The following is a 26,994-nucleotide window of genomic DNA, read 5'->3' as shown; positions in this document are numbered from 1 at the left end:
CTCGCCCGCACGATGTATCGTCTGCTCGGCATCAACGCCTCCAAACGCATCGTCGTCGAAGGCGTCCGTCCGATCGACATCGTGAACGGCGGTCAGTTGCTCACTGACTTGATCGCGTAGGCACGCGGTTCGTCTCGCATTTTTTACAGTAGCTCAAACGAAGGCGGTCCTTACTCCACGCGCTCGCGCCAGTAATCAGGTTCGCGGTGCAGATGCATGACGGCCACGACTTCAATCCAGCCGGACTCTGGCTGATGATACACCAAGCCATAAGGGAACTGCTTCAACAGCTTGCGGCGGTAGGGATCGCCAAGGCTGCGCCATGCCTCCGGGTGTTGGATGATGTCATCTTCGGCGGCCTCAATGCGCTGTTTGAACGCGCGGGCCAGCTCTTTGCGGCAGCTCCGGTAGTAACCGGCGGCCTCGCCCATTTCGAGTCGTGCCTCCGCAGTGTAGGTCAGGCGCATCAGGCAATGATGGCTTCGAGATGCGCGCTGACTTCCTCGCGGCTGTAAGAACGGGTTTCACCGCTCAGGCGGCGCTGTACACGGGCGTCCAGCTCCGCACGCCAAGCGGGCGACAGTTCGCGGTCGTCGTCAAGGCTGACGATCAGCCGCTCAGCGAGGTAGGAACGCTCGGGATGTGGCAATGAGAGCACGTTTTGCAGGACGCTGTTGATGTCGAGGGCGGCGGCAGTCATGGGAAGATTCTAGCGGGCGGGGGCGGAAGTTTCAACCATGGATACACCCTCGGCGGCGAACCCGACGAGAACTCCGCCCGATCGACATCGTGAACGGCGGTCAGTTGCTCACTGATTTGATCGCGTAGCCATCCGCTTGCGCAACAATCGGTAAGCCACAAAAATGACAAGCGCAGTCAATCCTGCCCAACCAGCAATGCTTTTCATTGCCTGACGGCGGAGCCTCGACTCCTCGGCATACATGTTACGTTCTGCGGCTGTTTCTTCGAGAATTTGGTCGTGTAAAAACGGCCAGGCCGTCTTCAAGGTCATGAGTTCTTCGTCGCTGAATTCTATCGAATTGAAAGCGGTCCGCCGCAGCATTTCCGGCAGCGCGTTCATGTCATCACGGAGCACAATGAGCGCTTTGGAGCCAAAACAAAGCTCCCCCTCATATGAATGAAGCAGCACGAGGATTTTCTGTCCCTTTTTCAAATGCCGTAGCTGGCCCCAATCGTCGTCAACCGGCACATACGGTGAGTGCTCTGAGCCAGATTGGAGTTTCGCAATCTCGACACCTTCGATCTGGTTCAGATGGCCAAATGCAGCATCGACCCGCACGGTGCATGACTCGGAGAGCCAGATCTGCTGGGGCTTGGTTTGAACTTCGGCCGACACATCCATCACGGTGCCTACCAGAAACGCCTGTGAGATCGAGAATTGCCCCGCATACCAAGGCGTCTCAGCGATCACGATTTCTCGATGGGTTGTGCCAACCTTGATCTCCGGCAATGGACCGCCGTAACCGGCAAAACATGCCGGACTCATCAAAAGGAAGGCACTCCAACGCATGACCTCACCCTCGCAGCGCCCGCTGCCGCAGGTAGTGATCGGCGAGCACCAGATGCACCATCGCTTCAACCATCGGCACAGCTCTCGGCAGCACGCAGGGATCGTGGCGACCTCTGGCAGATAATGTCGTGTCTTCGCCGGAGTTGGTGACGGTCTTTTGCTCGCGCAGGACGGTGGCAGTGGGTTTGAAGGCGACGCGGAAGACGATTTCTTCACCGTTGCTGATGCCGCCCTGAACGCCACCGCTGCGATTCGAGCGAGTGCGGACGGTTTTGCCGTCCATGAAGAACTCGTCGTTGTGCTCCAGGCCGGTCATGGTGGTGCCAGCAAAGCCGCTGCCGATCTCAAAACCCTTCGTGGCGGGCAGGCTGAGCATCGCCTTCGCCAGATCGGCCTCCAGGCGGTCAAACACAGGTTCTCCGAGGCCGGGCGGCACGCCGCGCACGACACATTCGATCACGCCGCCGACGCTGTTGCCCTCGCTGCGGATGTTTTCGATGAGTGTGATCATTTTCTCCGCCGCGACGGGATCGCAGGTACGGACGATGTTCGATTCAATGACAGCGGAGTTCAGCGCGGCACCGGTGGGAACCTCGGCGTGGATGTTCTGCACCGTTTTGACATAGGCGAGGCATTCGTAGCCGTTCAGCGAGTGCTGGAGCACCTTGCGGGCGATGGCACCGGCGGCGACGCGACCAATCGTTTCGCGCGCACTCGATCTACCGCCGCCGGAGACGGCGCGGATGCCGAATTTGGCATCGTAGGTGTAGTCAGCGTGGCTGGGGCGATACGCCTGCTGCATTTCCGTGTAGGCGGAAGGACGCTGATCCGTGTTGCGCACAAAAATGCCGATGGGCGTGCCGAGCGTGAGGCCATCGAGGACGCCGGAGAGGATTTCGGCTTTATCGTCTTCCTTGCGCGGCGTGACGATCTTGCTCTGGCCGGGGCGGCGGCGGTCGAGTTCGGCCTGGATGTCCGCCGCCGTGAGCGGGATGCTCGGCGGGCAGCCGTCGATGACAACGCCGACGCCGGGGCCATGGGATTCGCCCCAAGTGCTGATTCGAAAGAGTGTGCCTAGACTGCTGGACATGTGTTTTTCATCATGGACGGGGATGAACATGCTGCAAATGGTTCGCCCCATGAAACTCCCTCGCTGGCTTCTCACCATCTTCGGCTGTGCCACCGTCACCTCGCACCTGCACGGTGCGGAGACCGTGGACCACGAAGGCGGACGCTATCACCTCTACCGCATCGACAAAGCCGACTGGTCACGCCTCGAACTCGCTTGGCTCGGCACCAACGGCAAACCGCTGGGCGATTTCAACGGCCTGCGCCAGCAATTGACCGCGCAAAACAAGAAAATCATCTTCGCCACCAACGCAGGCATCTACGAGCGCGGCCCGAAGCCCTGCGGGCTGACCATCTGTGCCGGACGCGAACTGGTGCCGGTGAATCTGCGCGGTGGTGAAGGCAATTTTTACCTGAAACCAAACGGCATCTTCTACCTCGACGCCCAAACCGGTCCTGGCGTTATGGAGGCGGCGGAATTCGCCAACAGCGGCCTCAAACCGCGCCTCGCCACGCAATCCGGCCCGCTCATGCTGCGCAACGGCGTGATCCATCCCGCTTTCACCGTCAACTCCCCCAACAAACGCCTGCGCAATGCCGTGGGCGTGAGATCCAAGGACGGCCAGATCATTTTCGCCATGAGCGATCGTGACGATGCCGTCAAAGGTCGCGTGACGTTCCATCAGTTCACCCAGTTTTTCATCCACCTCGGCTGCCAAGATGTGCTCTACCTTGATGGCGATATTTCCACGATGCTCATCAATCCAGCACCGGATGCAAAGCTGACGCCGAACACCTTTGCGGCGATGTTTTTCGTGGCGGAGTGATAGTGACTGGAATCTGGCACGCAGGTGCTGTGTTCAAGGAGTGCGCGTTCCACCTTGCTTTATCGGACCAATCGGCTGGATGCCCGCCAGCACCACATAGGCTCCAAGAGGCGTCTGCTTCGATGTCTCCACCGTGACCTTGTAACGGCCCGCAGTTGCCGTGGAAAATTCCACGGCTGCTCTTTTAAGGGTGCGAGAATCTTTGCCAACGACACGGCCAGAAGAATCATGCACCACCAAGTCGGCACCAGGCAGAAATTCATCCACTCCCACGATGATGACGCAGTCGCTGGCCTTGGGCAGGTCCAGACTGAAGGTGCCGACCAACTGCTGGTTGTCACTCTTGCCCAAGGTGCGGAATTCATAACCGCGCGCCTGGAATTTTGCCGCTACTTTTTGAGCATCCTCATTCGCCTGTGCCGAATAACTGCGGGTTCCCATGAGCAAGGCCCAGCAGATGCGGTCTTTCTGAGCGGCAGAGACTGGCTGCACATAAACGGTGTAGTCACCTCCTCTGGCACTGCCGAACGCTACACAAGCCCGGTTCAATGATCGAGTGTCTGCTGCTACGGTTCTGCCGATGTCATCTTTAACAACAAGGTCAAAGCCAGCTTTTGCCTGGCCATTGTCGATGCCTAGCATCAGGACACAGTCGAGGCCTGGCTCCACGGCAATTGTGGTGATGGTCGGGCTGGACGAATCACCACTGGCAAGCGGTTGTATCACATAACCCCGGTCGCGAAATTTTGCGGCTATTTTTTTGGCATCAACGACGGCTGCTTCAGCGCCAGTCGCGACGCCTTTCGCAGGTTTTTCAGCACATGCTTCAGCCGCCCACAGCTTGGTGCACGGCAGTGCAGCCAAGCCGAGAGTGGCGGCAATGATGATCGCGTTTCTCTTGGACACAGGTTGGGAGATCAGACTTGTGGCCATGTTTGGAATCACTTGGGGGGCGGCGCAGGTGCGGGAGGGACTGGCGCGGGCGTGTCGGCAGGTTTGGAAGGGTTGACCACGGGCGGTGAGTTGAAATCATCTTCACCTGGCTTTGGTGTCACGATCTTAAACACCTTGCGACCGCTGGGTGTAGGAGTGCCGGGGGCTGCCGCAGCGGTGCTTGGACTGGTGGTGGATGCGGGAGGGGGGGCTTCAGGCGGGGCGGTGGAACCGTCGGGCATGATGCGGATGACTTTTCGCGGAGGTTCAATCGGCACCACTCCAGGTCGTGTGCCCGGAGGGTGCCTGGTGACCTTGACTCCCCCGTCTGTCGTTTGCGCTTCCATGGGTGTGTTCTCGGCATCAATCACCCGTAGGTCGCGTTTTTTGCGTTCAGTCAGGCGGACACCAACTCCGGCAGCGTCTGGGTCGGTGATGATCTTATTATCGATATTGCCACCGAATTCGACGAGGGCCAGCCGGTCATGCGGCGGCACCTGCCCAATCAAAAGCTCCGCCACGAAGAGAGGGAAAACTTTTTCAAAGTCAATTCTGGGAACGGGGGTGCCGCTCTGGAACTTGGCGGCGGTAGCTCGTACCGATTCATTGGCTGACTGTGACAGACGGGCCAGCAAGTCTGGCGAGTTGTCGGCCAATTCCACCGCGAGTGAACTTAAAGACAGCGGCGCACGGAAATAATTGTAGAGCAGGGCGACGGGCTCCTGGTCTCCTGCCGGGCCACATTGGTCAGCGGCTCGCATGTACTGCTCGCTGTCAGCCTTGAAAAACTTCTCCAATTTGGGGAAATCATGCAGTCTGGCGATGGTCGCCTGGTCTTCAGGGTCCAGTTTCAGGTTCTTAGTGGCGGCGAGCACCTCATCCTTTACGTTGGTCATGTAAATGCCGTCACGGTGGCAGCTCATGCAGGAGATGCCGTTGATGATGCGACTGTCTTTGCGCGAGGAGTCTGTCACCACATTCAAAGGCGCTTCCTCCAGCCTTAAACCTTTGCCGTCCGTCAGCATGTAACCTTGCAGGCCATTGGGCAGGGAGAAGACAATTTCACCCCCATCGTGAAGGAATTTCAGGTTGGAATTTTTCGTCAGTTCAGCATTCGTGGGTCCTAGCGGAGCCCGAAACAGATCGCCGCCACGTTCATTCTGACGCGTGGGATCGAAGTCATAGCTTTTCCAGAGGTAACCGCCATCCGGGCGTGGCAGGCGCTCAATCAGGCGGTTGCCTTGAGACACGCCGCTTTTTTGGAAGCCTGCGCGAACGGCGTCCGGGTTTTGAACGGCCTTATCAAAGTCAATTCCCAGTTTTGTCTCCAACGCCACGTCTGCCGCCCGCTGTTTCTGCCCGCCAGGAATGCCGAGCGCCTCGTGATAGAGTGGTGGCTGCGCCAGGGCGAAAACCACATAGTCGGCACGCATCAGTGGCAGTACTCCCAGGATTTTTTCAGCGTCAATCGCGGCCTGCAAACCTCGGTTGACCCGATAAGGGTAGGAAGTCGCCAGTTTTTTCCACAGTTCAGGAGCCAGGCCGTAGCTGCCAAGCGTGACACGCAGTACCACCCTGGCGGGATCAATGGCTTCCACGGTAATGATCTTTGGATTGGAGGACAGGCTGTTGAGCATTTTGCTGACACCCGTCCGGTAGTATTCCAGAAAAATGTCCGAATGCAGCGGTTTGCCGCGTGCATCGCGCTCGTTGTATAAATTGGCGAGACTTAGATAGCGAACTCCGGCGGCACGGTTCTGCAGGTGCTGGATGTCTGCGAGCACTGCTTTGGCAACCTGGCCTTCGTCCACGAAGTCGCGGGTCGCCACATTGGCAGGACCGTCGATCCAGAGGGCGATGATGGATTTTTCTTCCGCATTCAGCGCTGGCAGCGGTTTGCTGGGCTTGCTTTTGGGCATGCGCTTTTTGTCACCCTCCGGAAGATTGAGGAGTTTGAGCAACGGCGACGCTGCCGAGTCACCCGCTTTGACGTAATCGTCATTGCGTCTGAGAGCCGACAGGTCCGTTGTTTTCGACAGTTCGGGCTCTTCGTCGCCTTTTTTATGACAGGAGGCGCACTTCTCCTGGAAAATGGCGATGACCTGCTCCTCGATCGTCGCCTTGAGATCAGCGACGGCGGCAAGAGCCATCAGCACCGAGGTGCAAACAGGCTTCAGTCTCATGGTAGTTTGGGGTGGAGTTTAAAAAATAGCGTCCCGCGCCGTAGGAGGGTGAAAACCCTATGCGGTGCGGGACGCGCTGTCAGAGAATGCAGTGTTGTTCTGCGACTAATTCTCGACTTTGATCACCGTGCGCACAGGTTCGACGTCCTCCGGTTTCACATTATCAATGAAACGTCCATTGACATTGCGACCTGACTTGGTCGAGGCCGTGGGGGTTGGTTTTGCAGTAGGGGTCCAAGTTCTTCTGACAGGCGGGCAGTAGGGCGGTGGTGGCGGTGGCGCTACGCAGGAGGACAGAAGAGCAAGGAACAAAATTGGAGCGATTTTCATAGATGATGGGTGGTGGGTTGATGAGACTTGGAAGTTCAGATTCATTGATAGCCCGAAGGCTGAACGCCGATGAGCACTGCAAAATGTCCGACAGGATCAGACGCTGATGGCTTTACGACCACGGTGTAGTCACCGTTGTAAGAGGCGCTAAACTCCACACACGCGCGATTGATGGTGCGCGTGTCTGCGCGGATCATGTTGCCCACGTCATCCTTCACATAGAGGTCAACATCCGGCATGGCGGAGTCAATCCCCACCATGATGACGCAGTCGGTGCCCTTCGTCAGGTTCAAATCGAACTGTGTGAATGGGGTGAGGTTGTCGCCATTCGCGACTGGGGTGATGCGATAGCCGCGATCACGAAATTTCACAGCAATCTTGCGGGCATCCACTCGCGCCGCCATGGGATCGGATTCCAGGCTGATATCAATCGGAGACTGTGAATTTAATCCTGTGCCGTAAAGAGTCAGCATCGTGGTGAGGAGAGGAAGAAATCGGGTGGATGTTTTCATGCGTGTTGGATGGTTGACTGTGACAGGTTAATTCAGCACGGATTGCGTGGCCTGGGTGGCGAGATCGTGAATCAGCTTGAGCTTGTCATGGGGGATTTTTTCGTCACGCTTGATCGACACCAGCGGCTTAAGTTCTTCGAGCACCGCCACGCTGTCCTTGACGGCTTTCAAGGCCTGAATGTCCTTTGGAGCTTTCCTCAGTTCGGCGAGAATGCCCTCAATGACCGCAGGGCCGCGCAAGCTGTTGGACAGATCCTCTGCCGCCATGTTGTCACTGACGATGCTGGTGGCATAGCGGATGCCTTGCAGCCAGGCACCACACGCCACCAAGGCGGTCATGCTCAGATCTTTGTCCTTGTTGTCAATCTGGCTGACAATTTCCTGCTGAATCCACCCCATCTCTTCAAATATCGCACCCCAGTCGTTGTCTTCGATGGCTTTCAAAAGCGACTTGCCAGAAGTGATCTGCTGTTTGGGGATGCCCAGCAAGCCAGCAAACTCCTCCGCATCCCGGGCTGCTGCGGCAATTTTTGATTTTTCTTTTGCGAGCAGGGCGATGGCGCCGTCGGCAAGCCGGACGCCCACCGCAAAACCAAGCCGCCCCTTGTCGCCCTTGAGCGCACTGGCGTCCAGTTTCGTGGCCGCGAGCTTGTCGTAATGAGCGGACCAGTCAATTTTAACCCCTTGCTTCTTCAGCGTGTTTTCGATGCCAATGAGGCGAAAAACAGGATTGGGGAAGGCCAGTTTATGGGCCGTATTTTTTTCCGTGGCTCCAGCCAGAGGGTTGGTTTCCTGTGCCGAAAGCGTTTGAACGGAGGAAAGCAGGAGGGTCAGACCGGCGGCGAAGTGTCTTGAATTCATAAAGTGATTGGGAGAGAGCAACGCATGAAGAGTAGAATGTATTTTCCTTTGAAGGCAATCTTTTTTGTTTCTACTGGAAGATATTTGCCTAATGCTCAAGGCGTGAACTCCAAACACAACCTATGAAACAACGCATTAGCCATCGTTATCTGTTGCTCCTCGGTTTGCTCTTGAGCGGCTGTGAAGAAGGGCCCACCGGTGTCGAGCAGCGTGTGGTGGAGCTTGAGGCAAGGCTGGCAGCCAAGGAGTCGGAGGCGGCCGATCTACGCGGCAAGCTGAGTGAATCGCAAAAGCTCAAACCGGCGGGCGGGCCAGCCCAGGAAGTTCCAGCATCAGATGCTCACGCGGGTGTCTTCGCTGCGGCCAAAGTGCTTGCAGAAACCTTGGAAAATCAAGTCAAGCCCCGACGGCTCATTGTCAGTGGCGAAGTGGCTTATGCCGGCTTCACCGTCAAGGGGGCCGACGACGATTCCGAACGTGGAGTTGCCGTGCCCTTTTTTCGCGAAAGCAGCGATTCTCCCTGGCGCAGCGGCTGGTCACGGGGGCAAATCATGGCCGCGCTCGATGTCGCGGAAGCTGTTCCTGCAATACCGGACAAACCGATGCAGGTCGCGCAGCAGGCAGTTCAAGAGTCCCCGCCTCCAGTTCCCTCGACTCCTCCGATTCCACCGCAAACACTTCCTGGACTCCCTGTTGGTTGGAAATTCGACAACGTCGCCAACCAAGTGATTGCCCCCAATGGGGCGCGCATGCCGCCAGCACCGCCGGGCTGGAGTTATGGCATGGTGGCGGGCTCTGCTGGCGACACGCCAAGAGCCTATGTTCAAGATCCTCAGGGCCAGCGAAAATATTATGTGGAGCAGTAGCCGACTCAGTTCGGTTGTTTCAACCTTAGACCTTGGAGACTGATCAAGTAGCAGAGCATCACCCACCCTAGCAGCACCAACCCCGCGCGGCGCACCGGCGACAAATCGGTGACGGGCATGGCTTGGACATAGGGCGCTATGTCGGCCCGCGTTTCCACGCTTTCCAATTCGTTGCCGTCCGCGTCTTTTTCCTTCTCACGTTTGCCGGACAGGGCGCCCTTGACGATCAAATTTTGCAGCGCCGTGTTCACGGGCGAGACACGTTGGTAATCCTCGGATTTTTCCTGCGGTTGTCCTGCCCATGTCACGGTTTCATAACCCTCCATGAAAATCGGGATGCGGGTGCGGTTGGAAATCAAAGGCACCCGCTGCCCATAAACGGCTGCCGCCTCGGCAATCCTTTGCGCCGCTGAGCTTGGCACAAAATGGCTGACGCGCCGGGTAAGCGTCCCCATTTCAGGCAGCGTTACCATGAATCCGCCAAATAATATCTGCGGGATGAGCAGGAGCGGCACCCACATGACCGCCTGGGTCGGACTGCGCACCAACGCGGAGATCGCCAGCCCCAGCGCCACTCCTACCAATGCAGTTCCTGCCAGCGCCAGCAGATGCAGGGCCAGAGGCAGCAGTACCACAGCGTACAATGGCTTGGCGGCGTGCTTCAGGCGGCGGCCGGTGATCACGTCAACAATATCTTCCCCTTTCTCCTGGGCATAGCGTTCCGCCGAGTCGATGACGTTCTCCTTCAAGCCGAGGCAGCGGATGCAAAGCAGCATGCCCTCGCGATACAACATGCCTGGCACCGCCGGCATCTCACGCGGCGGTACCGGCTTTACGTTGCCCGGCTTCAGGCGCAGCTTCACCTCCTGGCGTGCGGGGTCGGTTTTCAGGGCGGTTCGTGGTGACAGTTCCCACGCCAGACTTTCCGCGTGAAAGGTCACGGTGCGTTCGTCCAGCAGCGGCTGCCCTTCATCATTCAGACGCGGCTCGCCTTTTTCGGAGCGTAGCACAAAGGCGGCGGCAATGGCTTCGGCTTCCGCACGGCTAAACCCAAAAATTTTGCCCAATGTCAGTGCTCCGGCTCCCGGTGTGTCTTCTGCTTCGATCTCGGATGTGTCGCCGACGAGGCGCTTGTCTTCCAGCAAAGCAGCGCGGTCTGACGACCATTGTTTGGCATCGCCATGAACCGCCAGCGCCGTCAGCGTGACCGTGAGGAAGAGCAATGCCGCCTGCAACAACGTGGCGGCGAAGCAAAACAAAATTTTGCTCAGCAAATACACATGCAATCCCAGGCCACAGACACGCTCACGACGAAAAATGGGCAGCTCGGCCACAATCTGCTGGGCGGCGTTCGAGCAGCCAAACCACAACACTGCCACCACGCTTAAAAAACTCCGCAGCCCCTGCCCGGATGCCACCCAGCCAATCAGCAAAGCGATGGCCGCCGCCTGTGCCCCGAGGAAAGCGAGGTTCATCTTGTCGGCCTTCAGGATGGCCCATTGACGACCCATCAGCGTTGCCAGGGTGCGCCACAAACCGGGCCGGGCGGCTGGTGGAGCCGCGCCTTGGTCATGCACCAGCGGGATGTTGGGTTCAGGCTCAGGTTTGGCGGGAGATGCCTGATAGTCTGTCTCCCATTGTTGGGCGTCCTTTTGTCCTTCTTTGCCACTTTTGTCGAGCAGCAGGTACATATCCACCCATTCATTGCGCTCGAAGAACTTCGGCGCGTCATCCGGCCTGCCGTAATAGACCATCCGCCCGGCCTGCACGAAGGCCACGCGGTCAAACAAATGGGCAAATCCCAGCACATGCGTGGTGCAGATCACCGTGCAGTCCGCTCCGGCGAGCAAACGCAGCGTTTCCATGAGATAAAACTCCGTGGCAGGGTCCAGTCCGGAGGATGGCTCATCGAGAAACAGCACAGCGGGCTTCATGAGCATCTCGGTAGCGATGCTCACGCGTTTACGCTGGCCGCCGGAGAGCTGGAACACACGCTTGTGCAAATGTGGTTCCAGCGAGAGGCGTTTCGCCGTCGCCATCACGAGGGCTTCGATCTCCGTGTTGGCCGGATCATCGGGCAACCGCAGGCGGGCGCTGAAGGTGATGGCCTCATGCACCGTCAGTTCGGTGTGAACGATGTCATCCTGCGGCACAAAGCCGATGCGGCCTGCCCCCGCAGCTTCAGCCTTGGCCCCCGGGCCGATTTTGACGCCGTTGAGCAGTACTTCGCCGGAAGTCGGCGGATTCAGACCGCACATAGCCGTCATCAGCGTGCTTTTGCCCTGGCCTGAGCCACCCAGCAGTCCCACGAAGCTGCCCGGCGGCACATCCACGGAGACTTCGTTCAAGATCCGTTTGCCATCACCGACGATGCGGGTCAGGCCTCGCCCGACGATGCGCCCGGCGCTGGAGGTCGGCAGCCGCCGCAGGGACCGCCCGGTGAATTCGAAGACATAATGCCCGATGCGGAAGCGGTCGCCGATCACTAGGCGTTCGCGTTCGAAGGCCTGGCCGTTGAGTTCCGTTCCCGCATGGCTGTGATCACGCAGATACCAGGACTGCTCCGTCGCTTCATACTCCAGCGTGGCATGATGGCGGGAGACATCGCCATCCTCGGTATCCAGCACAATTTTGGCCGGGTCGGCCTCCTCATTGCCGCGGCCGACGCGCATCTGTGCTCCGGTCAGCGGGATGACGCGCAGTTCCTGCCCACCTACCGTCGGAATCTGGGGCAGCAGGTCGAAGCGCAGGGTGAAAGCGGCAGCGCTGACCAACGCTCCGTCCTCCAGCATCACCGCAGACTGCCGCAGCGGCATGCCATTGAGCTTCATCACGCCGCGTGCGGCGGCATCCGTCTCCAGCGCCCAGGATCCGCGTTCATGATCCCAGGTAAAGGAGCCACAGTAGCCAGGCAGGCCGGTCACCGTCACCGCCAGATCCATGCGCTCATCACTGCCAAAGGTGAAGCGCTGCTGGGGCAGTTGCACCAGATGAACGCCGTCCTCGCCTCCGCCGAAAGTAAGATAACCCTGCATAGTGAGCTGTTTTGTTAGCGGTTAAGCCGACATGGCGCGAGAATTTTCTTGTGTCAGCAGTTTAAATCTGGCCCTCTCCCGCCATGACGATCTTGTCGATGATCCAAAAAAACACTCTCACGGCTGCCATCCTCATGCCTGCTCTGTTGGGTTCCTGTGTCAGCCAGAAGACGACCCCGGAGCAAGAGCTGGCGCTCAACAGCATGGCCAAACGTGGCGACACGCCTGAAGCGCAGACCAAATTCATGCGTGATCAGCACACAACGGTCGTTGCGGGCGTTGTCACCGGCCGGGTGCTGGGTGCGGCGGCAGTTTACGCGCTCGGCAACCGTCTGGGTCCGCTGGGGCAGATTGCCGTTTACCTCGGCGGGGCGGCAGTCGGCGGCCTCGTTGGTGATCAGATCATCAGCCAGCCGGTGGCCAGAAAAAAAGCCCTCGCCCAAGCCTCGGAGGCGAATCTGGACGCCGCTATCAAGGAATCGATCACCGAAAACGCCAAAGCCCGGCGTCAGGTGGCCGCGTTGCGCACGGAACTCATCAGCTACAAAAATCGTGTCACAGCCGCGCAGGCGAAAGGCGACGCCAAGGAATTCGCCAAAATCAAAGACGGGCTGCTCACACTCAATAAAAATGTGGCCGCACAGGTCAGGGAATATGACAGCGGCATCGGCATGCAGAAGCAGATCATTGCCAAAGTGTCGCCAGCCAACGCCAAGCAGCCCAAGCTCAGCAGCACGCTCAAAGAGAGCATCGAGAGCCGCAATACACTGGAAACCGAGCGCAAGCTGGTCGTCAGCCTCATGAACTCCCTGCCGGCCCAAAGCAGCTAATCTGGCCGCACATGAAAATTTCCTTGTGTCCAAAGCTCAAATATGGCTTTCTCGTCAACCTTGCAGTCATCATCAGACGATCCTGCCTAGTCAGAACCCGCTCCAACACACTCCTGCTCCCATGACCTCCCTCGCACTATTCAAGAAAGCCGCCCCTGTCGTGACCGCCATCCTCCTACCTTGTCTGTCAAGCTCCTGTGTGGGTCCCGCCCTCATGGCGGCACAACAATTGGCGCAAGGTGCCATCGCTAAGCGTGGCGGCGGGGCCGCCGAGCAGCAAAAATTTGCGAAGGATCAGACTAAAACGCAGCGTCAGGCTGAAGTGGGTGGTTTGGTTCTTGGCGCTGGAATTGGTGCTCTTGCGGGTGGTGGCTGGAAAGGCGCGGCGATTGGTGCTGGGGTTGGCCTTTTAGCTGGCCACTTTTTCGGCCAGCATGTAGCGACGAAGAAAGCCCTAGCGCAGGCCAGCGAGGCCAATCTTGATGCCTGTATCAAAGAATCACTCGCAGACAATGCGGCAGTCAGGAAGCGCGTCAGTTCCTTGAACTCCGAACTGGCGGCTTACAAAAAACGCATCTCAGTGGCCCGCGCCCAAGGCAATGGCAAGGAGCTCGCCAAAATCAAAGTTGAACTCAATAATCTCAACAGCAAGGTCGCGGGCGAGGTCAAAACATACGATGCGGGCATCGGTATGCAGAAGCAGATCGTTGCCAAAGTTCCCTCCAGCAACACCAAGTATGCCAAGCTCAACAGCACGCTCAGAGAGAGCACCGGCAATCGCGACCAGTTGGAATCCTCCCGCCGGCAGATCGCCAGCTTGAGGGACACTCTGTAACAAACCCTGCACTACATATACCCGCATGAAACTCCTGCTAACCAGCGCCATCCTCGTCGCCAGCCTCAGTTCCTGCACCATGACCGGAGACCCGTCTGAAGGCGGCCTCTTCAACTGGAGCCCGAGCATGTCCAATGACCGCATCGAGGCCCGGCGTCAGTACAACGAAGACATCAAGGCCGACACCCGTCAGCAGAGTGCCCGGGCGAACTATTTGAAGAGCCAGATGAAGCAATAACGGCCGTTTTGCGGCTTGCATCGGGCCAGTCCTATCCAACCCGTCTTCCAGCGCTGCGCGTGGGAGACGGGTTTTGCATGTGGAGAAATGATGCTACTCATCAACCCACGAGCTGCGTCCTGCTTTCACCCTTGTTGCCCCATGATCCGACTCTGCCTCCTTCTCAGTCTCATTTGCACCTGCGCTTCGCTGCCAGCACAGGAGCCACGCTCCGCCGCTGCCGATAACAACGAGGGCTCCCGAGCGCTGTGGGCGGAGTTCATGACCTGCCTACAGACAGACTACTTTGAGCCAATTGACGAACTCGATCTGACCCGCAAGGCGGTGGATCTCCTCGCCGCCGAAAGTCCTGTCTTCGCCAGCCTGCCGAAGCCGCAAGACTATGGCAAAGGCAGTGACGACCACCGCCGAGCGTTTCATCAATATGTGCTGGCGGTTGCCGTCAAAGCTGGCCGCAAGATCAATGCCGTCACGGCAGTCGAACTGGCCATCCAGCGTCTGTGTGAACGCCATTTGCGCTTCTCCGACTACACCCCCGCCAGCGTGATGGCCGAACTCGACAGCCTGGCCAAGGCAAAACCGGGCATGAGCGTCAAGGCTGGCAAGAACGGCCGCTTTACCTGCCTGCCTTTTCCTGGAGAGGCCGCTGATCTCGCCAGCATCAGATATGGGGATGAACTCATCGCCGTCGATGGGGTTCTCGTGGAGGGCATGAGCCTCCCCAAGCTGGGCACCAAGATTTACGGTTCGGATGGCTCGAAGGTGGAGGTCCGCGTACGCCAGTCCACCGGACGCATCATCACCGCCCAGCTCACCCGGCGCCTCACCGGCGGGCTGCGCATCACCGTGGTCACTGGCATCAGCGGAACCACCGTCAAAATACCCAACTTTGATAGCAACACCGTGCCGGACCTGCGTGAGATCCTCAAGAAGTTGAAACCCAGTGTTCCTCTCACCGTCGATCTGCGCGGCAACGGCGGCGGCAGCATCCCGGCCGCCGTGGACGCTGCTGCGCTGCTCATCGACGGTCCCAGGCCGCTGATTTTAGGCAAACAACAGCACCGTAGCCGCCCCGCAGTCGATCTGGTCTCCAACGAGCCTATGATCCCCGGCTTCAAGCGCCTGCTCATCCTCATGGATGGTGGCACCGCCAGCAGTTCCGAGCTGTTCATCGCCCTCCTCAAAGAAGCAGGCAATCTGAAAGTGGCCCTCAGCGGGGCATGCACCTATGGCAAGGATTTGTGGCTGGAGGTCTTTCTCCTCAAGAGCGGTGGGGGGGAATTTGCCCTGCCGGTGGGCACCTTGCTCACCCAGGGCGGCAAAGGCTGGCCACAAGGCATCGAACCGACGATGGGTGTCAAAAAATAGCTATTTCGACGGCTGTTCGATGTTGTCCGCCGCCTTCTGGTAGGCACCCGCTCCCGGATCATCCGTTCCGGCGGGTTCGGCCACGAAACCTTCGGCGGAGCGCAGCGTGTTCTTGCTGTAGCTGCCCGCCGCCTTCCCGTGCAGATAAATGTCTGGGAAGGCGTTCGGCCCGAGGTCGTTGCCGCTCACGTCCGGCACCATGCCGGCACCGTGGATGTTCAGGCCAAAGCGGTTGCCCTTGATGGTGTTTTTGTAGATCAATGCGGTGCCGGCCTTCGCCTCCGCGAAGAGCACAATGCCGTCCTCGGAGTTGCCTTCGACAGTGTTTTCACGCAGTTCGATGTTTCCGGCAGAATCGAAAGCCATGCCGGTGAGATTCTCCCGCACGCGGCACTTGAGGGCGGTCAGCGCGGCGCCTTTGGCGGCCTTGATGCCAGTGTCGCTCTTGCTGATCTCACAGTCATCGACCAGGGCGCTGGTACCGCTGTCCTTGGCATAGACGGCATGTTCTTTGTTGTCAGCAAACGTGCCATGATTCACGGTGAGATACGCATGGTCTGCCACCACGATGCCGGATGCGGCATGGCCGGAAAAAGTGCCGCCGGTCACCGTGACCGTGGTGTTGGCAAGTTCGGCGATGATGCCAAAGTTGTTTTTTGCGAAACTGCATTCCAGCGCTGTCACTTTGGCACCCGCCGTGGCTTTTATCCCGGCCTCAGTATTCTCCACGAAAACACAATGGCTCAGAGTCACCGTGGCAGCTTCGGAGGCCGTCAGTCCATCGCGCATGGCACGGTTAAAAGCGCAGTCCTTGAAGGAAACTTCACTGCCAGTGACCCGTGCAGTGGAATTACCTCCGGCCAGCGCCTCATCCCCCAGGTGGCTGAAACCGATGCCTTCAATGGTGACACCCTTCGCCCCGCTCACCTCGATGGCAGAACCGCTGCGGCCATCGACCATGATGATGCTCTTGGTGGCACCAGCACCGATCAGATGTACCGGTGTCTTGATGCTGATTTTTTCGTTCCACTGCTTTTCATCGATGTAAATCTTCTGCCCGGCCTCTTTGGCGGCGTTGATGGCCGCCTGAATCGTGGGGAAGTGTTCTGGTACACGCCAATCTTTCACAACCTCCGGTGGGGGAGGAGGGGGGGGCGGTCCTCCAGATCCACCTCCTCCAGACTTTCGACTCACGGAATAAAATATTATGCCACCGATCGTCATGGCCACGACCGCAGCAATGGTCACAGCCATCACAGGGAAGGGCCGTTTGCCCACCGTCGTTGTTGTAGCAGCAGGCTGAGCCGCACCTTGCTGCTGGCCGTGTGTTGTGCGCGTGCGGGTCAGGTCAATGGTGCGTTGCGTGGCGGAGGGCAGCAGCGTCACCACCGGAGCGGAGGTGGCGATGGCGATCGAACTGGTGTTCCCTACGCTGGTAGTAGGCGGGAGTGTGGCGGGGGACGGTGCCGTGTGGGTGCCAAAGGCTGCTGCCGCCGCAGGATGTGGCACAGCACTCGTCTGCATGACGTAGGGGGCAGGCAGCGGCATGTCGCCAGTGCGCAGGCCTAGCAAATCCAGAATTTCCACGGCGCTTTGCGGGCGCTGGGCACGCTCCTTGGCCAGACAGCGCAAGATGGTTGCCTCCCAGTGCGCCGGCGGTGGCTGGCTGAAACCCTGCTCACGCTGCCGTTCGGCAATGGGTGACGGCGGTATCTTCAGGATCTGATTGAACACATCACCTGAGTAAAACGGCGGCGATCCGGCCAGCAGTTGGTACAACGTGGCACCCACAGCGTAAAGATCGTCCAGCGGATTGGGGCCACGTCCCATCGCCTGTTCCGGGCTCATGTAGCACAGGGTGCCGCGGCTTTGCGCAGAGACGGTGGCTCGTTGCATCGACTCCGCTAGGCAGCGGGCGATGCCGAAATCGGCGATCTTCAAATTGCCGCTGCCCTGGTCGATCATCAGGTTGGCTGGTTTCAGATCGCGATGCACCACGTTCTCCATCCGGTGCGCGTAATCCAGGCCCAGCAGCAGTTGCCGGGTCCATTGCGAGATGCGGTCCACGACGAAAGCACCGTGCGGCTCGCGTGCATGCAGCACGCCGAGGTTTTCACCGTCCACGAACTCCATCGCGATGCCCACATTCTGCGCATCCTGATGGAAGTCGAACACGCGCACCACATTCGGGTGGGAAAGCTGTCTGCCCCGGCGTGTTTCATTCTTGAGGTCCTCCACCGCGCGTTCGTCGAAGTGAATCAGGCGCGGCAGCAGTTTGAGCGCGAGTTTTTCATCCAGCGTCTTGTCGTGTGCGAGCCAGACCTCGCCCATGCCGCCGCGGCCGAGGCAGCGCTCCAGTTTGAAGCGGCTGAGCACCACGTCGCCCTTTTTCAGGCCGGCCAGGGTGTTCAGGTCATCAAGGTCAGAAATCGTCTGTGGCGCAGGAGGGATGGGATCAGACACGGCGTGTAGGGGGCAAAACCGCGCGCATGTTGAATCAAGATGCGTTTGCAGCAAAGCCTTATCTGCGATAAACGAACGCCTTTGGCGGCATGGAATCCCCTTTGTCAACGGCCACCCCCGGCTCCCTAAACGTCCAGCGCTGCATGGAGAATTTCTCCAGCGATCTGGCGGCGCGTTTTGACAACGACCAGGCGGTGCCACCACCAGCGGTCGGTGTGCGTCGGTTCACCGCACGTCAAATCGCCACCGCGCAGCCCTGTTTCATTTCCCTGCGGCAGTACGGGCAGCCGTTGAGCGCCAGCCAGATCGACTTTCAGCGTGCCATCGCCGCACGCATCTCACGCACGGAGTCCGTGCATCTTTGTGGTCTCGTCGAGTCCCGCATCGAGCCGGAGGCGCACTACGTCGTCAGCACGCAAGGCGGGGCCATCTCCCTGCATCAGGTGTTGAAGCAGCAGCGTCGGCTGGAAGTGCGGCCGGTATGCGAATTGCTCACGCAACTGGGCGAAGCGCTCGAAGCGGCCACGCTGTCGCGCTGGCCGCGTGTCATGCTGGACACGCACGCCATTTTTCTCTCGGCCACCTCGGCGGACACGGTGCTGCCGGTCAAACTCATCGTGCCGCCGCTGCCCGGGCCGGAGATCGTCCATGGTGCCGCCTGCTTTCCGGTGAGCAGCAATGAGTACGTGCTCGATCTCGCCCTGCTGAGCTGCGAACTCCTCGGCATGCCCGCACGCAGGCAGCGCTTCCGTCCGTTGCCGCATCTCAGCGCGGATACCAATCATCTGCTGCGCAATGTCATCGAAGGCGGCATCGCGGGTACGTTTGACTCCGCACGGCATTTTGCTGCTGCGTTTATTGCCGCTGGTGCCTCGCCTGTACCTGGCGCCACCGCCATCATCAACATGACGACGCTGTCGGCGGCTCGCACCACCACGCCGGTGGCGACGGCTCCCGTGCCATCCAGCACCACGACATTGCAAGAGGCGCCCACCGCCGCCATCACCACGCCACCGGGCACGACGGCACGCAAACAGGCCGCCCTCATGCATCCAGCAAAACCGGAAATGCCGCTGTGCAGTCATGTGCGTCTGGCTTGCATTACTTCGCCGCAGTTGCCCCAGTTTGGCGTGTGTGTGGGAGATGAAATCCGCATCGGCCGCGGTGCCACGACGCATTTTGTCTCCCAGTTCTACCCGCGCAATCCGCGCAATGATGAGCGCACACGTTTGCTCAGCCGGGAGCACGTCGCCCTTCAGCGCCAGGGCGCAAACATCAGCCTGGGCGATCTGCCCGGAGCAAACCAGTCCTTCATCAATGGCAAGCCGGTGGAACCCAACACCGGCCTGCGTCGTTCCTGCCGTCTCACCATCGCCGGTGAATACGATCTCGACATCCGGCGGCTCGACTCCTGGTGGGCGGAAGGCGAGGTCTGGGAGAATACGGCGGAACAACCGCCGCCAGTGATCGGGGCGATGGCCCTCGCACCCTCGCACGGAGCGCCCGTTCTGGAATACCGACTGCTGTGGCTTTTCACCGACGCCGCCTTTGGCATCAACAGCAGCGGCGGCGCCATCAATCCGCAACCGCTCACCATTCAGGCGACGCTAGGTTGGTTCGTCAGAGCACACAACGGTGTCTGGGTGGTCGCCTCCGAAGACGATGGCAGTCTGACGTTGGACGGCGTGGCGCTGAAGGCGGGCATTCCAGCGCCGTTGCATCACGATGCGCTCCTGCGCATCGGCCCACAGGAATGGCGTGTGCAGTCCCTGGCTCCAGCGTGACTTTCAGACGCAGTTCGCACGGAAGTTGGCCGTTGACATGGCATGGCGCGGAAGCTCCACTGGCACGGTAAAATTTCACTCACGCTGATGGCCCAAGAACACCACACCGGCACCGATGAGAACCGAGTGACTGTTGTCATCAGCCACCCGACACCTCATTCAGCATCAACGTCAGCTGCCGGGACCGGCCCGCCCCTCTCCGGGCTCGATAACTACGAGCTGCTGGAGCCCCTTGGCACCGGCGGCATGGGCACTGTGGTCAAAGCACGGCACAAACTCCTCGGCAGGCTCGTCGCCATCAAGACCTTGCGTGCGGAACTCAGCCATGACCCGCTGTTTGCACGGCGTTTTCAAAAAGAAGCCCAGGCATTGGCCGCCATCCATCATCCCAATGTCGTCGCCATCCATGACTTTGGCGAAGCGGCGGATGGCACGCTGTTCTTGGTCATGGAGCACGTCGAAGGCCCCACGCTGCGCCGCAAACTCAAGCGCGGGCCACTGGCCATGGACGAAGCACTGCCGCTCATCCGGCAGATTTGCAAAGGCCTCGAGCAGGCGCATAAAGCGGGCATCGTGCATCGCGATTTGAAGCCTGAAAACATCCTCATCGGTGCGGATGGGCTGCCGCGCGTAGCAGATTTTGGGTTGGCCGTCACTCATGCGGCACCGAATGCCTTCGCCAGTTTTGCGGGTGGTCCTGCCGGCACACTCACCTACATGGCACCGGAACAGAAAGTCCCCGGTGGTGCCGTCACTCCGGCCACGGACGTCTTTGCCCTCGGACTCATCATCTATGAAATCCTTTCTGGTCATGTGCCAGAGGGCGCGTTTGAGCCGCTGTCATCCCTCGTGGGAGCGCCGCCGGAAATCGATGACATCGTCAGGCGCTGCCTGCAGGCCGATCCGCTCCGGCGTTTCGCCAATGCCAGCCTGCTCTACCAGGCGCTGTCACGGCAGGAACGCTCGCTGCCCGATCTGCTCTCCCGCATCGACCGCCGCACCTTGCTCATCGCCGCCGCTGGCGTGCCGGTGCTCATGTTGGGCGGTTTCGGCCTCGGTTGGATGCTGCTGAGCCGCAAGATCGACCTGCTGGAGGAAAAAATCATCAAGATCGCCAGCGGTGCACGTTACACTGCGCAGGCGGACGGCAGCGCCCGCATTGAAGTCGAAAACAAAGGGGAAATTCGCTTTCAAATCGACATGAGTGGGCCGCCTTCACCCGTCGAAGGTCTGCGCGTTCGTTGTGATTCGTCCGAGCCGATCAAGGGCTTCACCTTCTCCGTCACCGACGGCAAGACCACCTGGAACTACGTCCACCCCAAGCCGGTGCCCAAAGGGGTCTGGAACACCACCATCAAGGCGGAAAAATTCACCCCCGTGCTCGATTTCAAAAACGCCGGTGCCTTGAAGGAGGCGGTGCTCACGTTGGAAACCGCCTCCGGCCCTACAGCGCCCGCCACCATGCTCATGCAAGAACTGGCCTTCGAATAAAGCCATCGGTATTCATCATGCACTCCCCCGCATTTCTCAAATCCACCACTTTCATTGTTCTGCTTGCACTCGCTTCCTGCACCACGGCAAACAAAGGCGCAGCACGCCTGGAGGCCGGTAAAGTGACGCAGATTGTCGTGACCATGAACAACCGCGGCATCAACCACTTCACCCCGCTGTGGTGCGCGGCCTGGCTTGCCGCCATTGGCTTTGGCATCGGCACTGGCAGCACCGCTCATGCCATTGGTGCCGGCAGCGGAGCGCTGCTGGGCGCGGGACTGGGTTATGCCCAGGAAAATCACGAATCCAAGCGTGTCACCCGCACCGTTGAAGTGTTGGCGGACTCAGGTGTGCTGTATCGGCTGCGCTCAACGGACCGCATCTCACCGCGCATCGGCCAGCGCGTCTGGATCGCCTTCGACAAACGCGGCAGGCCGGATCACATCGTCACCGTGCCGTCTGCTTGATAAAAACTCCCGCCCGCTCACTTGGGCGGCGCTCCCGGCATCGCGGGCATCTTCATCTCGCTGTAGCCTTCCGGTGTGGCAAACTCCTTCGCCTCCACCTCCTGCTCCTTCGCAGCGACGAGCAGCGTGGTCATGCTTTTGCCCATCATGGTCATCTCCGATTTCACCACCATGCCGTTGAAATCAGCGGCCTGGGGTGACAGTCCCGCCATCGAGTTTCCCACCGCCTTGCCCAGCTTGTCGCTGACCGCGTTGATCTCCGCGAACTTCGGAAAATCCTTCGCCACCCAGAAGCGCCCTTTGCCCACCGGACCCTCCCAGGTGAAAATCTCGGCCTCCCATTCACCCACTTTTTCCTTCTGACCCGTCGCCACCGGTTTGGCGACCGGCTGCTTGTCGAGCGGCACCGAGGCCTTGGCCGTCATCTCCATGGCCGTCTTCATCGTCGCCAGATCCATCTTCATGAGGACTTTTTGCGCATGCATGAGCATCAGCATGCCCTCCGCTCCCACGATCACGCTCATCTGCTCGCCCATGTCCACCCGCGCCTGTTCGCCTTTGATCTTCGTGAGCATTTCCTTGTCCTGCCCGTCCGCATGGGTCTTCTGCACCAGCACCCAGTCGGCGCTGGCGAGCGTGGCAGTGAACAGGAAGGCGACGAGTGAGCTGGCAAAGGTTTTCATGATGCAGCAGGCTAGCCGAAAACTGTACCGGTGGTCAATCGTGATCATCTCTGGTCTTGAATGACGTTCTTCCACTCCGCATGATCCGTTTCACCGCATGAGCCGCCTCTTTGACTTCATCCGCCATCACCTCGCCGGTTCCGGCATGCTCGTCGCGCTGGTGCTGCTCTGCGCCTTCTTCAGCATCGTCACCTGGACCGAACAGCATCCGCAGGACGCCGCTGCTGCGAAACAACTCGCCGCACAGATCGCTCCCGCTGCCAAAGTGCTCATCGTCGTGCGTCCGCAGGCCGAGGACATCGCCTTTGCCGCAGCTTTGAACGCCGCGCTCGGCTCACGAGGAGAAATCGTGAAGGGCGAGCCCAAAGATGCCCGTGCCGCTTTGCAACGCGCCGCAGCAGCAGGCGGCCTCGATGTCATCGCCTGCAATCAAGCCACCGCGTCCTGGCTCGTTTTCAGCGATCTGGCGACCGACTTCCCCGCGCTCAAAGACACCCGCGTCATCCAGCCACGCAGCTATGCATGGCCAGTTTTCCTGAAGTCAGAGAATCTCCTCAACATCGCCAACCAGATCGCCGTCATCGCCATTCTTGCCATCGGCATGACGCTGGTCATCATCACCGGTGGCATTGATTTGAGCGTCGGCAGCCTGATCGCGCTCTCCGCCGTCGTCACGGCGATGATCGTGCGCGATTGTTTTGATGGCACGACCGCGAGCGTGCTGGGGATGTTCCTGGCAGGCATCGGCGGCATCGCCTTGTGCGGTGTATGTGGTTTGATCTCTGGCGCATTCATCACACGCCTGCGCATGCCGCCATTCATCGTCACACTGGCCATGATGCTCGTGTGCAGTGGCCTCGCGTATCGTTTCGCGGAGAATCAATCCGTCTATCAGGTGCCGGATTCCTTCGTCTGGCTCGGTCGCGGCGCCGATCTCTTCGGTCTGCCGAACGCCGTCGTACTCATGCTGCTGCTTTATGCCGCTGCACACGTCGTGATGACGCAAACCAGCCTCGGCCGCCATCTTTACGCCGTCGGCGGCAACACCGAGGCCGCCTTTCTCTCCGGCGTGCCGGTGAAACGCGTCATTCTCATGGCCTACATCCTGTGCGGCCTGCTGGCCGGTCTTGGCGGCGTGGTCATGGCTTCGCTGCTCAAGAGCGGCTCGCCCACCTACGGCCAGATGTATGAGCTGTATGTCATCGCCGCCGTCGTGGTCGGTGGCACCAGCCTCAGCGGCGGCAAAGGCACCATGCCCGGCACCTTGATCGGCGCCTTCATCATCGCCGTCATCCAAAATGGCATGAACCTCACCAACATCGGCAGCAACGACCAGAAAATCGTCCTCGGCCTCGTCATCCTCGCTGCCGTGCTGGTGGATCGCGTACGGAAGTGAGAAGCCAGAATTTTGAACCACTGATGGTCACTGACTGAACACTGATGCAGAATGTCTGAATCTGATTTTGATTAGTGTCAGTCAGTGCCAGTTAGTGGTTCCTCCATTCTTCCCAACAAATCCATGTCCTGGCTCCCCGAATCGCAAGACCATCTGCCCCTGACCTGGTGGAAGCAGCACCCCGTCTATCTCGCCGCCATCATCGCCCTCGTCGGCGCGGCGAGCATGATTGTCACCGCCGTGCTCGGCTACGGTCTCATGGCGCACTTGGTCTTCACCTTCGACCGCGCCTTCAGCCAGCTTCATCTCTGGACGCCGCTGACTTACATCATCGTCAATCCGCCCAGCTTGTGGACGCTGTTCGGCTGCTATCTGCTCTGGAGTTTCGGTGAAGCCGTCGAGCGCCATCTCGGTCGTCGTGCCTTTGTGCGTTTGCTGCTGCTGTTGCTCGCCTCATCACCGCTCTTCATCACCCTGCTGCATCTGTTGGGTGTCAAAGGCATGGCATGCGCGGGCATGATGCAGCTTGAGTTCGGCGTCTTCATCGCCTTCGCCACGCTTTATCCCCGCGCGAAAATCAGCATCATCATCCTCACGCTCGATGCCTGGGTGATGGCCGCGATCTTCGTCGGCATCAACGCCCTCCAATGCATTGCCGCCCGCGATTGGGTCTCACTTCTCCTCCTCGCCGCCAACGTCGGCACCGCCTACGCCTTCATCCGTTATGAAACAGGCGAGTTGAAGCTGCCCTCCTTCCCGAAACCCACCCCAAAGCCGTCCAAGCCAGCGAAAAGCAAGACGCCCGCCGTCGATGACATCCTCGACAAAATCAGCCACCAGGGCATGCAGAGCCTCACCGCCGAAGAGCGCCGCATCCTCGACCAGGCGAGTGAGGAGATGAAGCGCCGCGCCGGTTAACCCGCATTACTCTCGCCCTCGCGTGGCATGAAGTGCTCAGTGCTCAGTCAAACTCACCGGAAAAAATTCAAACTGAGCACTGAGCACCTTGGCACGCGGGCCACGAACACAGGAAGACCTGCTTCACCCAGCGGTGTGAGAAAGCCACGCTACCGCAGCACCACCCGGCACGGCGCACCATCTGCGCCCTCGAGTTTGATCGGCAGGCAGATCAGCTCGTAGTAGCCGGGGTTGATGTCGGCCAGATTGAGGCCCTCGATCACCCAGATGCCCGCGCCGAGCATGATTTGATGCGTTTCGACCACATCCTTGCCGTAGCCACCGATGCTGAGGTAATCGACACCCACCGTCACCACTTTCTGATCCACGAGATACTGGGCGGCATCTTTGCGGATGGAGATGAAGTCTTGGTCGAATTCCTTCATTTGCCAACTGCGCGTCGAGTTACGCGTCTTGAACAGCACGCGCTGCCCGGAGGCGAACTTGAGCTTCTTCAAATCATCCGCCGTGATTTGATCCTCACAGTCGAGCTCAAACACACGGCAACGGCCAATCACGGCTTCCAGCGGCAGTTGTTCTATCGTCATGCCGTCAGCGATGAAATGCCGCGGCGCATCCATGTGCGTGCCGGTGTGCGCGCTCATGCTGAGGTGCGTCAGGTTGCACACCGCACCGTCTTCCATGCGGTTCACGCGCTTGATCTGGCACTCGGGATCACCGGGCCAGTGAATCATGCCGTCGCGCAGCGGGACGGAGACATCTTTCCAGGGGCGTTTCATATAGTCATGGGTTTGTGTGATACGCGCCTGTGTCCAGCCCGGATTCAATGTAAAACATGAACTAGCCCACCCGTTAGCAGCGCATGTCCCAGCCATCCACCCTCCCGCGTCGTCAGTTCGTCAAAACCGCCGCAGCAACGGTCTTCGGCTTTCAAATCGTCCCACGACACGTTATTGGCGGTCCCGGCTTCATTCCGCCGAGTGAAAAGGTGAATCTCGGCTGCATCGGCATCGGCGGGCAGGGCGGCGGCGACATCCGCGATCTCGATGACTCCGGTCTCGCCAACATCGTCGCGCTTTGCGATGTCGATCTCGATCACGCCGCCGGCACGATCAAGAAATACCCGAACGCGAAGCTCTACCGCGACTACCGCGAACTCCTCGACAAGCAGAAGGACATCGACGCTGTGCTCGTCGCCACGCCAGATCATGTGCATGCGCCCGCGAGCATCATGGCCATGCGTGCCGGACGTCATGTGTATGTCGAGAAGCCGCTGGCCCACACCATCGCCGAGGCGCGTGCGATGCGCGACGTGGCGAAGGAAACCAACCGCGTCACGCAGATGGGCAATCAAGGCCACGCCAGCGAGGGCATCCGCCTCACGCGTGAATGGATTCAGGCCGGTGCCATCGGCCAAGTCGCCGAGGTGCATGTGTGGTCCGACCGCCCCGGCAAGTTCTGGGATTCGCAGGGCAAAGCCTATCCCACCGACACGCCGCCGCTGCCGAAGAACCTCGACTGGAACCTCTGGCTCGGCCCCGCCAAGGAGCGTGCCTATCATCCCGACTTCTGCCCGCGCAAGTGGCGCGGCTGGTGGGACTTCGGCTGCGGTGCGCTCGGCGACATGGCCGTCCACAACGCCGATCCCGCCTTCTACGCGCTCGACCTTGACGCCCCAGACTGGGTCGAGGCCGAAAACGGACCGAACAACAACCAGTCCTTCCCGGTTTGGAGCATCATCACCTACCACTTCCCCGCCAAAGGCGATCGCCCTGCCGTGAAGATGGTCTGGTATGACGGCGGCAAGCTCCCACCGCGCCCCGCAGGCCTCGAAGAAACCCGCAACCTCGGCGACAACGGCATCTACTTCGTTGGTGACCAAGGCTGCATCCTCGCCCCCGGCTGGTCCGGCACCCCGCGCATCGTTCCCGAGACGAAGATGCAGCAGTTCATCCTTCCCGCGAAGACCATCCCACGCTGCATCAGCGGCCACCGCAAAGAATTCCTCGAAGCCTGCAAAACCGGCAAACCCGAAGACGCCAAGTCCGGCTTCTGGTATTCCGCCCCCTTCACCGAATCGCTGCTCGTCGGCCTGCTCGCCGTGCGCTTCGGCAAACGCGTCGAATGGGACAGCGCCGCGCTGAAGTCACCCAACACCCCCGAAGCCGATGCGATCATCCACAAGGCGTATCGAGCTGGGTATGGCATCTGATCGGAGGATAGGCCTCCGGCCTGTCTGCGGATCGAGGCTTCCAGCCTTTTCCATCAAAGGCGAGACGCCTCGATCCACCGACAGCCTGGAAGGCTGTCCTCCTGCGGACGCGTCTCGGCCAACAAACTCCTTGCCTCGACCATCCAGGTCGAAGATTCTACCC

At 59.7% G+C, this 26,994-nt stretch carries 24 protein-coding genes; 12 read left to right on the top strand and 12 right to left on the bottom strand.

Annotation, left to right across the window (positions count from 1 at the left end; all coding sequences use genetic code 11):
• Positions 1-170: 170 nt before the first annotated feature.
• From ACKVY0_RS23100 to aroC, 4 genes are all read right to left on the bottom strand, one after another.
• Positions 171-467, bottom strand: coding sequence for a type II toxin-antitoxin system RelE/ParE family toxin (locus ACKVY0_RS23100; RefSeq protein WP_409217217.1), 297 nt, complete (start codon positions 465-467; stop codon positions 171-173).
• Positions 467-700 carry an addiction module protein gene (locus ACKVY0_RS23095; RefSeq protein ID WP_409217216.1) on the bottom strand — a complete coding sequence of 78 codons (234 nt, stop codon included), beginning with the start codon at positions 698-700 and terminating at the stop codon, positions 467-469. The genes ACKVY0_RS23100 and ACKVY0_RS23095 overlap by 1 nt, the downstream gene beginning before the upstream one ends.
• Before the next feature lie 108 nt (positions 701-808).
• Positions 809-1,531 (bottom strand): hypothetical protein, encoded by a 723-nt coding sequence (locus ACKVY0_RS23090; protein WP_409217215.1) that lies wholly within the window; start codon positions 1,529-1,531, stop codon positions 809-811.
• A gap of 4 nt (positions 1,532-1,535) precedes the next feature.
• A complete protein-coding gene (gene aroC / locus ACKVY0_RS23085; protein WP_409217218.1) occupies positions 1,536-2,621 on the bottom strand; it encodes a chorismate synthase in 1,086 nt (361 codons plus the stop codon).
• Between the two features lie 49 nt (positions 2,622-2,670).
• On the opposite strand from aroC, the gene ACKVY0_RS23080 reads away from it, so the two are divergent.
• Positions 2,671-3,426: a phosphodiester glycosidase family protein gene (locus ACKVY0_RS23080; RefSeq protein WP_409217214.1), complete on the top strand. Its 756-nt coding sequence runs from the start codon at positions 2,671-2,673 to the stop codon at positions 3,424-3,426.
• Positions 3,427-3,459: 33 nt separating this feature from the next.
• On the opposite strand, the gene ACKVY0_RS23075 is transcribed toward ACKVY0_RS23080, so the two are convergent.
• The 4 genes from ACKVY0_RS23075 to ACKVY0_RS23060 form a co-directional block, all read right to left on the bottom strand.
• A complete protein-coding gene (locus ACKVY0_RS23075) occupies positions 3,460-4,359 on the bottom strand; it encodes a hypothetical protein (protein ID WP_409217213.1) in 900 nt (299 codons plus the stop codon).
• An 8-nt stretch (positions 4,360-4,367) separates the two neighbouring features.
• Complete coding sequence (locus ACKVY0_RS23070; RefSeq protein ID WP_409217212.1) at positions 4,368-6,542, bottom strand: hypothetical protein; 2,175 nt, start codon at positions 6,540-6,542, stop codon at positions 4,368-4,370.
• A 371-nt stretch (positions 6,543-6,913) separates the two neighbouring features.
• Complete coding sequence (locus ACKVY0_RS23065; RefSeq protein WP_409217211.1) at positions 6,914-7,384, bottom strand: hypothetical protein; 471 nt, start codon at positions 7,382-7,384, stop codon at positions 6,914-6,916.
• Positions 7,385-7,411: 27 nt separating this feature from the next.
• Positions 7,412-8,266, bottom strand: coding sequence for a hypothetical protein (locus ACKVY0_RS23060; RefSeq protein WP_409217210.1), 855 nt, complete (start codon positions 8,264-8,266; stop codon positions 7,412-7,414).
• A 101-nt stretch (positions 8,267-8,367) separates the two neighbouring features.
• Here ACKVY0_RS23060 and ACKVY0_RS23055 point away from each other — a divergent pair, with 101 nt between their 5' ends.
• Positions 8,368-9,111 (top strand): hypothetical protein, encoded by a 744-nt coding sequence (locus ACKVY0_RS23055; RefSeq protein WP_409217209.1) that lies wholly within the window; start codon positions 8,368-8,370, stop codon positions 9,109-9,111.
• A 5-nt stretch (positions 9,112-9,116) separates the two neighbouring features.
• Here ACKVY0_RS23055 and ACKVY0_RS23050 read toward each other — a convergent pair whose 3' ends face one another.
• Entirely contained in the window at positions 9,117-12,146 is a 3,030-nt protein-coding gene (locus ACKVY0_RS23050; RefSeq protein ID WP_409217208.1) for an ATP-binding cassette domain-containing protein, read from the bottom strand.
• Between the two features lie 134 nt (positions 12,147-12,280).
• Here ACKVY0_RS23050 and ACKVY0_RS23045 point away from each other — a divergent pair, with 134 nt between their 5' ends.
• The 4 genes from ACKVY0_RS23045 (at position 12,281) to ACKVY0_RS23030 (ending at position 15,417) form a co-directional block, all read left to right on the top strand.
• A complete protein-coding gene (locus tag ACKVY0_RS23045) occupies positions 12,281-12,976 on the top strand; it encodes a hypothetical protein (RefSeq protein WP_409217207.1) in 696 nt (231 codons plus the stop codon).
• 25 nt (positions 12,977-13,001) lie between these two features.
• A complete protein-coding gene (locus ACKVY0_RS23040) occupies positions 13,002-13,811 on the top strand; it encodes a YMGG-like glycine zipper-containing protein (protein WP_409217206.1) in 810 nt (269 codons plus the stop codon).
• Between the two features lie 25 nt (positions 13,812-13,836).
• On the top strand, positions 13,837-14,049 hold the full coding sequence (locus ACKVY0_RS23035; protein ID WP_409217205.1) for a hypothetical protein: 213 nt from the start codon (positions 13,837-13,839) through the stop codon (positions 14,047-14,049).
• Between the two features lie 141 nt (positions 14,050-14,190).
• Entirely contained in the window at positions 14,191-15,417 is a 1,227-nt protein-coding gene (locus tag ACKVY0_RS23030; protein WP_409217204.1) for a S41 family peptidase, read from the top strand.
• Here the strand turns inward: ACKVY0_RS23030 and ACKVY0_RS23025 are convergent, their stop codons facing one another.
• Positions 15,418-17,880: a protein kinase domain-containing protein gene (locus ACKVY0_RS23025; RefSeq protein WP_409217203.1), complete on the bottom strand. Its 2,463-nt coding sequence runs from the start codon at positions 17,878-17,880 to the stop codon at positions 15,418-15,420.
• A gap of 89 nt (positions 17,881-17,969) precedes the next feature.
• On the opposite strand from ACKVY0_RS23025, the gene ACKVY0_RS23020 reads away from it, so the two are divergent.
• The 3 genes from ACKVY0_RS23020 (at position 17,970) to ACKVY0_RS23010 (ending at position 21,622) form a co-directional block, all read left to right on the top strand.
• A complete protein-coding gene (locus ACKVY0_RS23020) occupies positions 17,970-19,664 on the top strand; it encodes an FHA domain-containing protein (protein WP_409217202.1) in 1,695 nt (564 codons plus the stop codon).
• Between the two features lie 87 nt (positions 19,665-19,751).
• A complete protein-coding gene (locus tag ACKVY0_RS23015) occupies positions 19,752-21,155 on the top strand; it encodes a serine/threonine-protein kinase (protein ID WP_409217201.1) in 1,404 nt (467 codons plus the stop codon).
• A gap of 17 nt (positions 21,156-21,172) precedes the next feature.
• Positions 21,173-21,622 (top strand): hypothetical protein, encoded by a 450-nt coding sequence (locus ACKVY0_RS23010; protein ID WP_409217200.1) that lies wholly within the window; start codon positions 21,173-21,175, stop codon positions 21,620-21,622.
• A 17-nt stretch (positions 21,623-21,639) separates the two neighbouring features.
• On the opposite strand, the gene ACKVY0_RS23005 is transcribed toward ACKVY0_RS23010, so the two are convergent.
• Positions 21,640-22,305: a DUF4412 domain-containing protein gene (locus tag ACKVY0_RS23005; RefSeq protein WP_409217199.1), complete on the bottom strand. Its 666-nt coding sequence runs from the start codon at positions 22,303-22,305 to the stop codon at positions 21,640-21,642.
• Between the two features lie 97 nt (positions 22,306-22,402).
• Between ACKVY0_RS23005 and ACKVY0_RS23000 the strand changes: the two genes are divergently transcribed.
• The gene (locus ACKVY0_RS23000; protein WP_409217198.1) at positions 22,403-23,701 is read left to right on the top strand and encodes an ABC transporter permease; all 1,299 of its coding nucleotides are present in this window, start codon (positions 22,403-22,405) and stop codon (positions 23,699-23,701) included.
• 123 nt (positions 23,702-23,824) lie between these two features.
• Positions 23,825-24,619 carry a rhomboid family intramembrane serine protease gene (locus ACKVY0_RS22995; RefSeq protein ID WP_409217197.1) on the top strand — a complete coding sequence of 265 codons (795 nt, stop codon included), beginning with the start codon at positions 23,825-23,827 and terminating at the stop codon, positions 24,617-24,619.
• 149 nt (positions 24,620-24,768) lie between these two features.
• Here the strand turns inward: ACKVY0_RS22995 and ACKVY0_RS22990 are convergent, their stop codons facing one another.
• Complete coding sequence (locus tag ACKVY0_RS22990; protein WP_409217196.1) at positions 24,769-25,398, bottom strand: cyclase family protein; 630 nt, start codon at positions 25,396-25,398, stop codon at positions 24,769-24,771.
• A gap of 83 nt (positions 25,399-25,481) precedes the next feature.
• Here ACKVY0_RS22990 and ACKVY0_RS22985 point away from each other — a divergent pair, with 83 nt between their 5' ends.
• Positions 25,482-26,831 (top strand): Gfo/Idh/MocA family protein, encoded by a 1,350-nt coding sequence (locus ACKVY0_RS22985; RefSeq protein ID WP_409217195.1) that lies wholly within the window; start codon positions 25,482-25,484, stop codon positions 26,829-26,831.
• Positions 26,832-26,994 lie beyond the last annotated feature (163 nt).

Source organism: Prosthecobacter sp. (assembly GCF_046154365.1).
Lineage (GTDB): Bacteria > Verrucomicrobiota > Verrucomicrobiia > Verrucomicrobiales > Verrucomicrobiaceae > Prosthecobacter.
Note: the sequence above shows the minus strand (reverse complement) of the source record. Positions and strands in the feature narration are given on the sequence as shown.

What these genes read in the sequence shown, in the direction of transcription:
- ACKVY0_RS23100 (WP_409217217.1), bottom strand. Translation starts at nt 467, where the DNA reads ATGCGCCTGACCTACACTGCGGAGGCACGACTCGAAATGGGCGAGGCC.
- ACKVY0_RS23095 (WP_409217216.1), bottom strand. Translation starts at nt 700, where the DNA reads ATGACTGCCGCCGCCCTCGACATCAACAGCGTCCTGCAAAACGTGCTC.
- ACKVY0_RS23090 (WP_409217215.1), bottom strand. Translation starts at nt 1,531, where the DNA reads ATGCGTTGGAGTGCCTTCCTTTTGATGAGTCCGGCATGTTTTGCCGGT.
- aroC (WP_409217218.1), bottom strand. Translation starts at nt 2,621, where the DNA reads ATGTCCAGCAGTCTAGGCACACTCTTTCGAATCAGCACTTGGGGCGAA.
- ACKVY0_RS23080 (WP_409217214.1), top strand. Translation starts at nt 2,671, where the DNA reads ATGAAACTCCCTCGCTGGCTTCTCACCATCTTCGGCTGTGCCACCGTC.
- ACKVY0_RS23075 (WP_409217213.1), bottom strand. Translation starts at nt 4,359, where the DNA reads ATGGCCACAAGTCTGATCTCCCAACCTGTGTCCAAGAGAAACGCGATC.
- ACKVY0_RS23070 (WP_409217212.1), bottom strand. Translation starts at nt 6,542, where the DNA reads ATGAGACTGAAGCCTGTTTGCACCTCGGTGCTGATGGCTCTTGCCGCC.
- ACKVY0_RS23065 (WP_409217211.1), bottom strand. Translation starts at nt 7,384, where the DNA reads ATGAAAACATCCACCCGATTTCTTCCTCTCCTCACCACGATGCTGACT.
- ACKVY0_RS23055 (WP_409217209.1), top strand. Translation starts at nt 8,368, where the DNA reads ATGAAACAACGCATTAGCCATCGTTATCTGTTGCTCCTCGGTTTGCTC.
- ACKVY0_RS23050 (WP_409217208.1), bottom strand. Translation starts at nt 12,146, where the DNA reads ATGCAGGGTTATCTTACTTTCGGCGGAGGCGAGGACGGCGTTCATCTG.
- ACKVY0_RS23045 (WP_409217207.1), top strand. Translation starts at nt 12,281, where the DNA reads ATGCCTGCTCTGTTGGGTTCCTGTGTCAGCCAGAAGACGACCCCGGAG.
- ACKVY0_RS23035 (WP_409217205.1), top strand. Translation starts at nt 13,837, where the DNA reads ATGAAACTCCTGCTAACCAGCGCCATCCTCGTCGCCAGCCTCAGTTCC.
- ACKVY0_RS23030 (WP_409217204.1), top strand. Translation starts at nt 14,191, where the DNA reads ATGATCCGACTCTGCCTCCTTCTCAGTCTCATTTGCACCTGCGCTTCG.
- ACKVY0_RS23020 (WP_409217202.1), top strand. Translation starts at nt 17,970, where the DNA reads ATGGAATCCCCTTTGTCAACGGCCACCCCCGGCTCCCTAAACGTCCAG.
- ACKVY0_RS23015 (WP_409217201.1), top strand. Translation starts at nt 19,752, where the DNA reads ATGGCCCAAGAACACCACACCGGCACCGATGAGAACCGAGTGACTGTT.
- ACKVY0_RS23010 (WP_409217200.1), top strand. Translation starts at nt 21,173, where the DNA reads ATGCACTCCCCCGCATTTCTCAAATCCACCACTTTCATTGTTCTGCTT.
- ACKVY0_RS23005 (WP_409217199.1), bottom strand. Translation starts at nt 22,305, where the DNA reads ATGAAAACCTTTGCCAGCTCACTCGTCGCCTTCCTGTTCACTGCCACG.
- ACKVY0_RS23000 (WP_409217198.1), top strand. Translation starts at nt 22,403, where the DNA reads ATGAGCCGCCTCTTTGACTTCATCCGCCATCACCTCGCCGGTTCCGGC.
- ACKVY0_RS22995 (WP_409217197.1), top strand. Translation starts at nt 23,825, where the DNA reads ATGTCCTGGCTCCCCGAATCGCAAGACCATCTGCCCCTGACCTGGTGG.
- ACKVY0_RS22990 (WP_409217196.1), bottom strand. Translation starts at nt 25,398, where the DNA reads ATGAAACGCCCCTGGAAAGATGTCTCCGTCCCGCTGCGCGACGGCATG.
- ACKVY0_RS22985 (WP_409217195.1), top strand. Translation starts at nt 25,482, where the DNA reads ATGTCCCAGCCATCCACCCTCCCGCGTCGTCAGTTCGTCAAAACCGCC.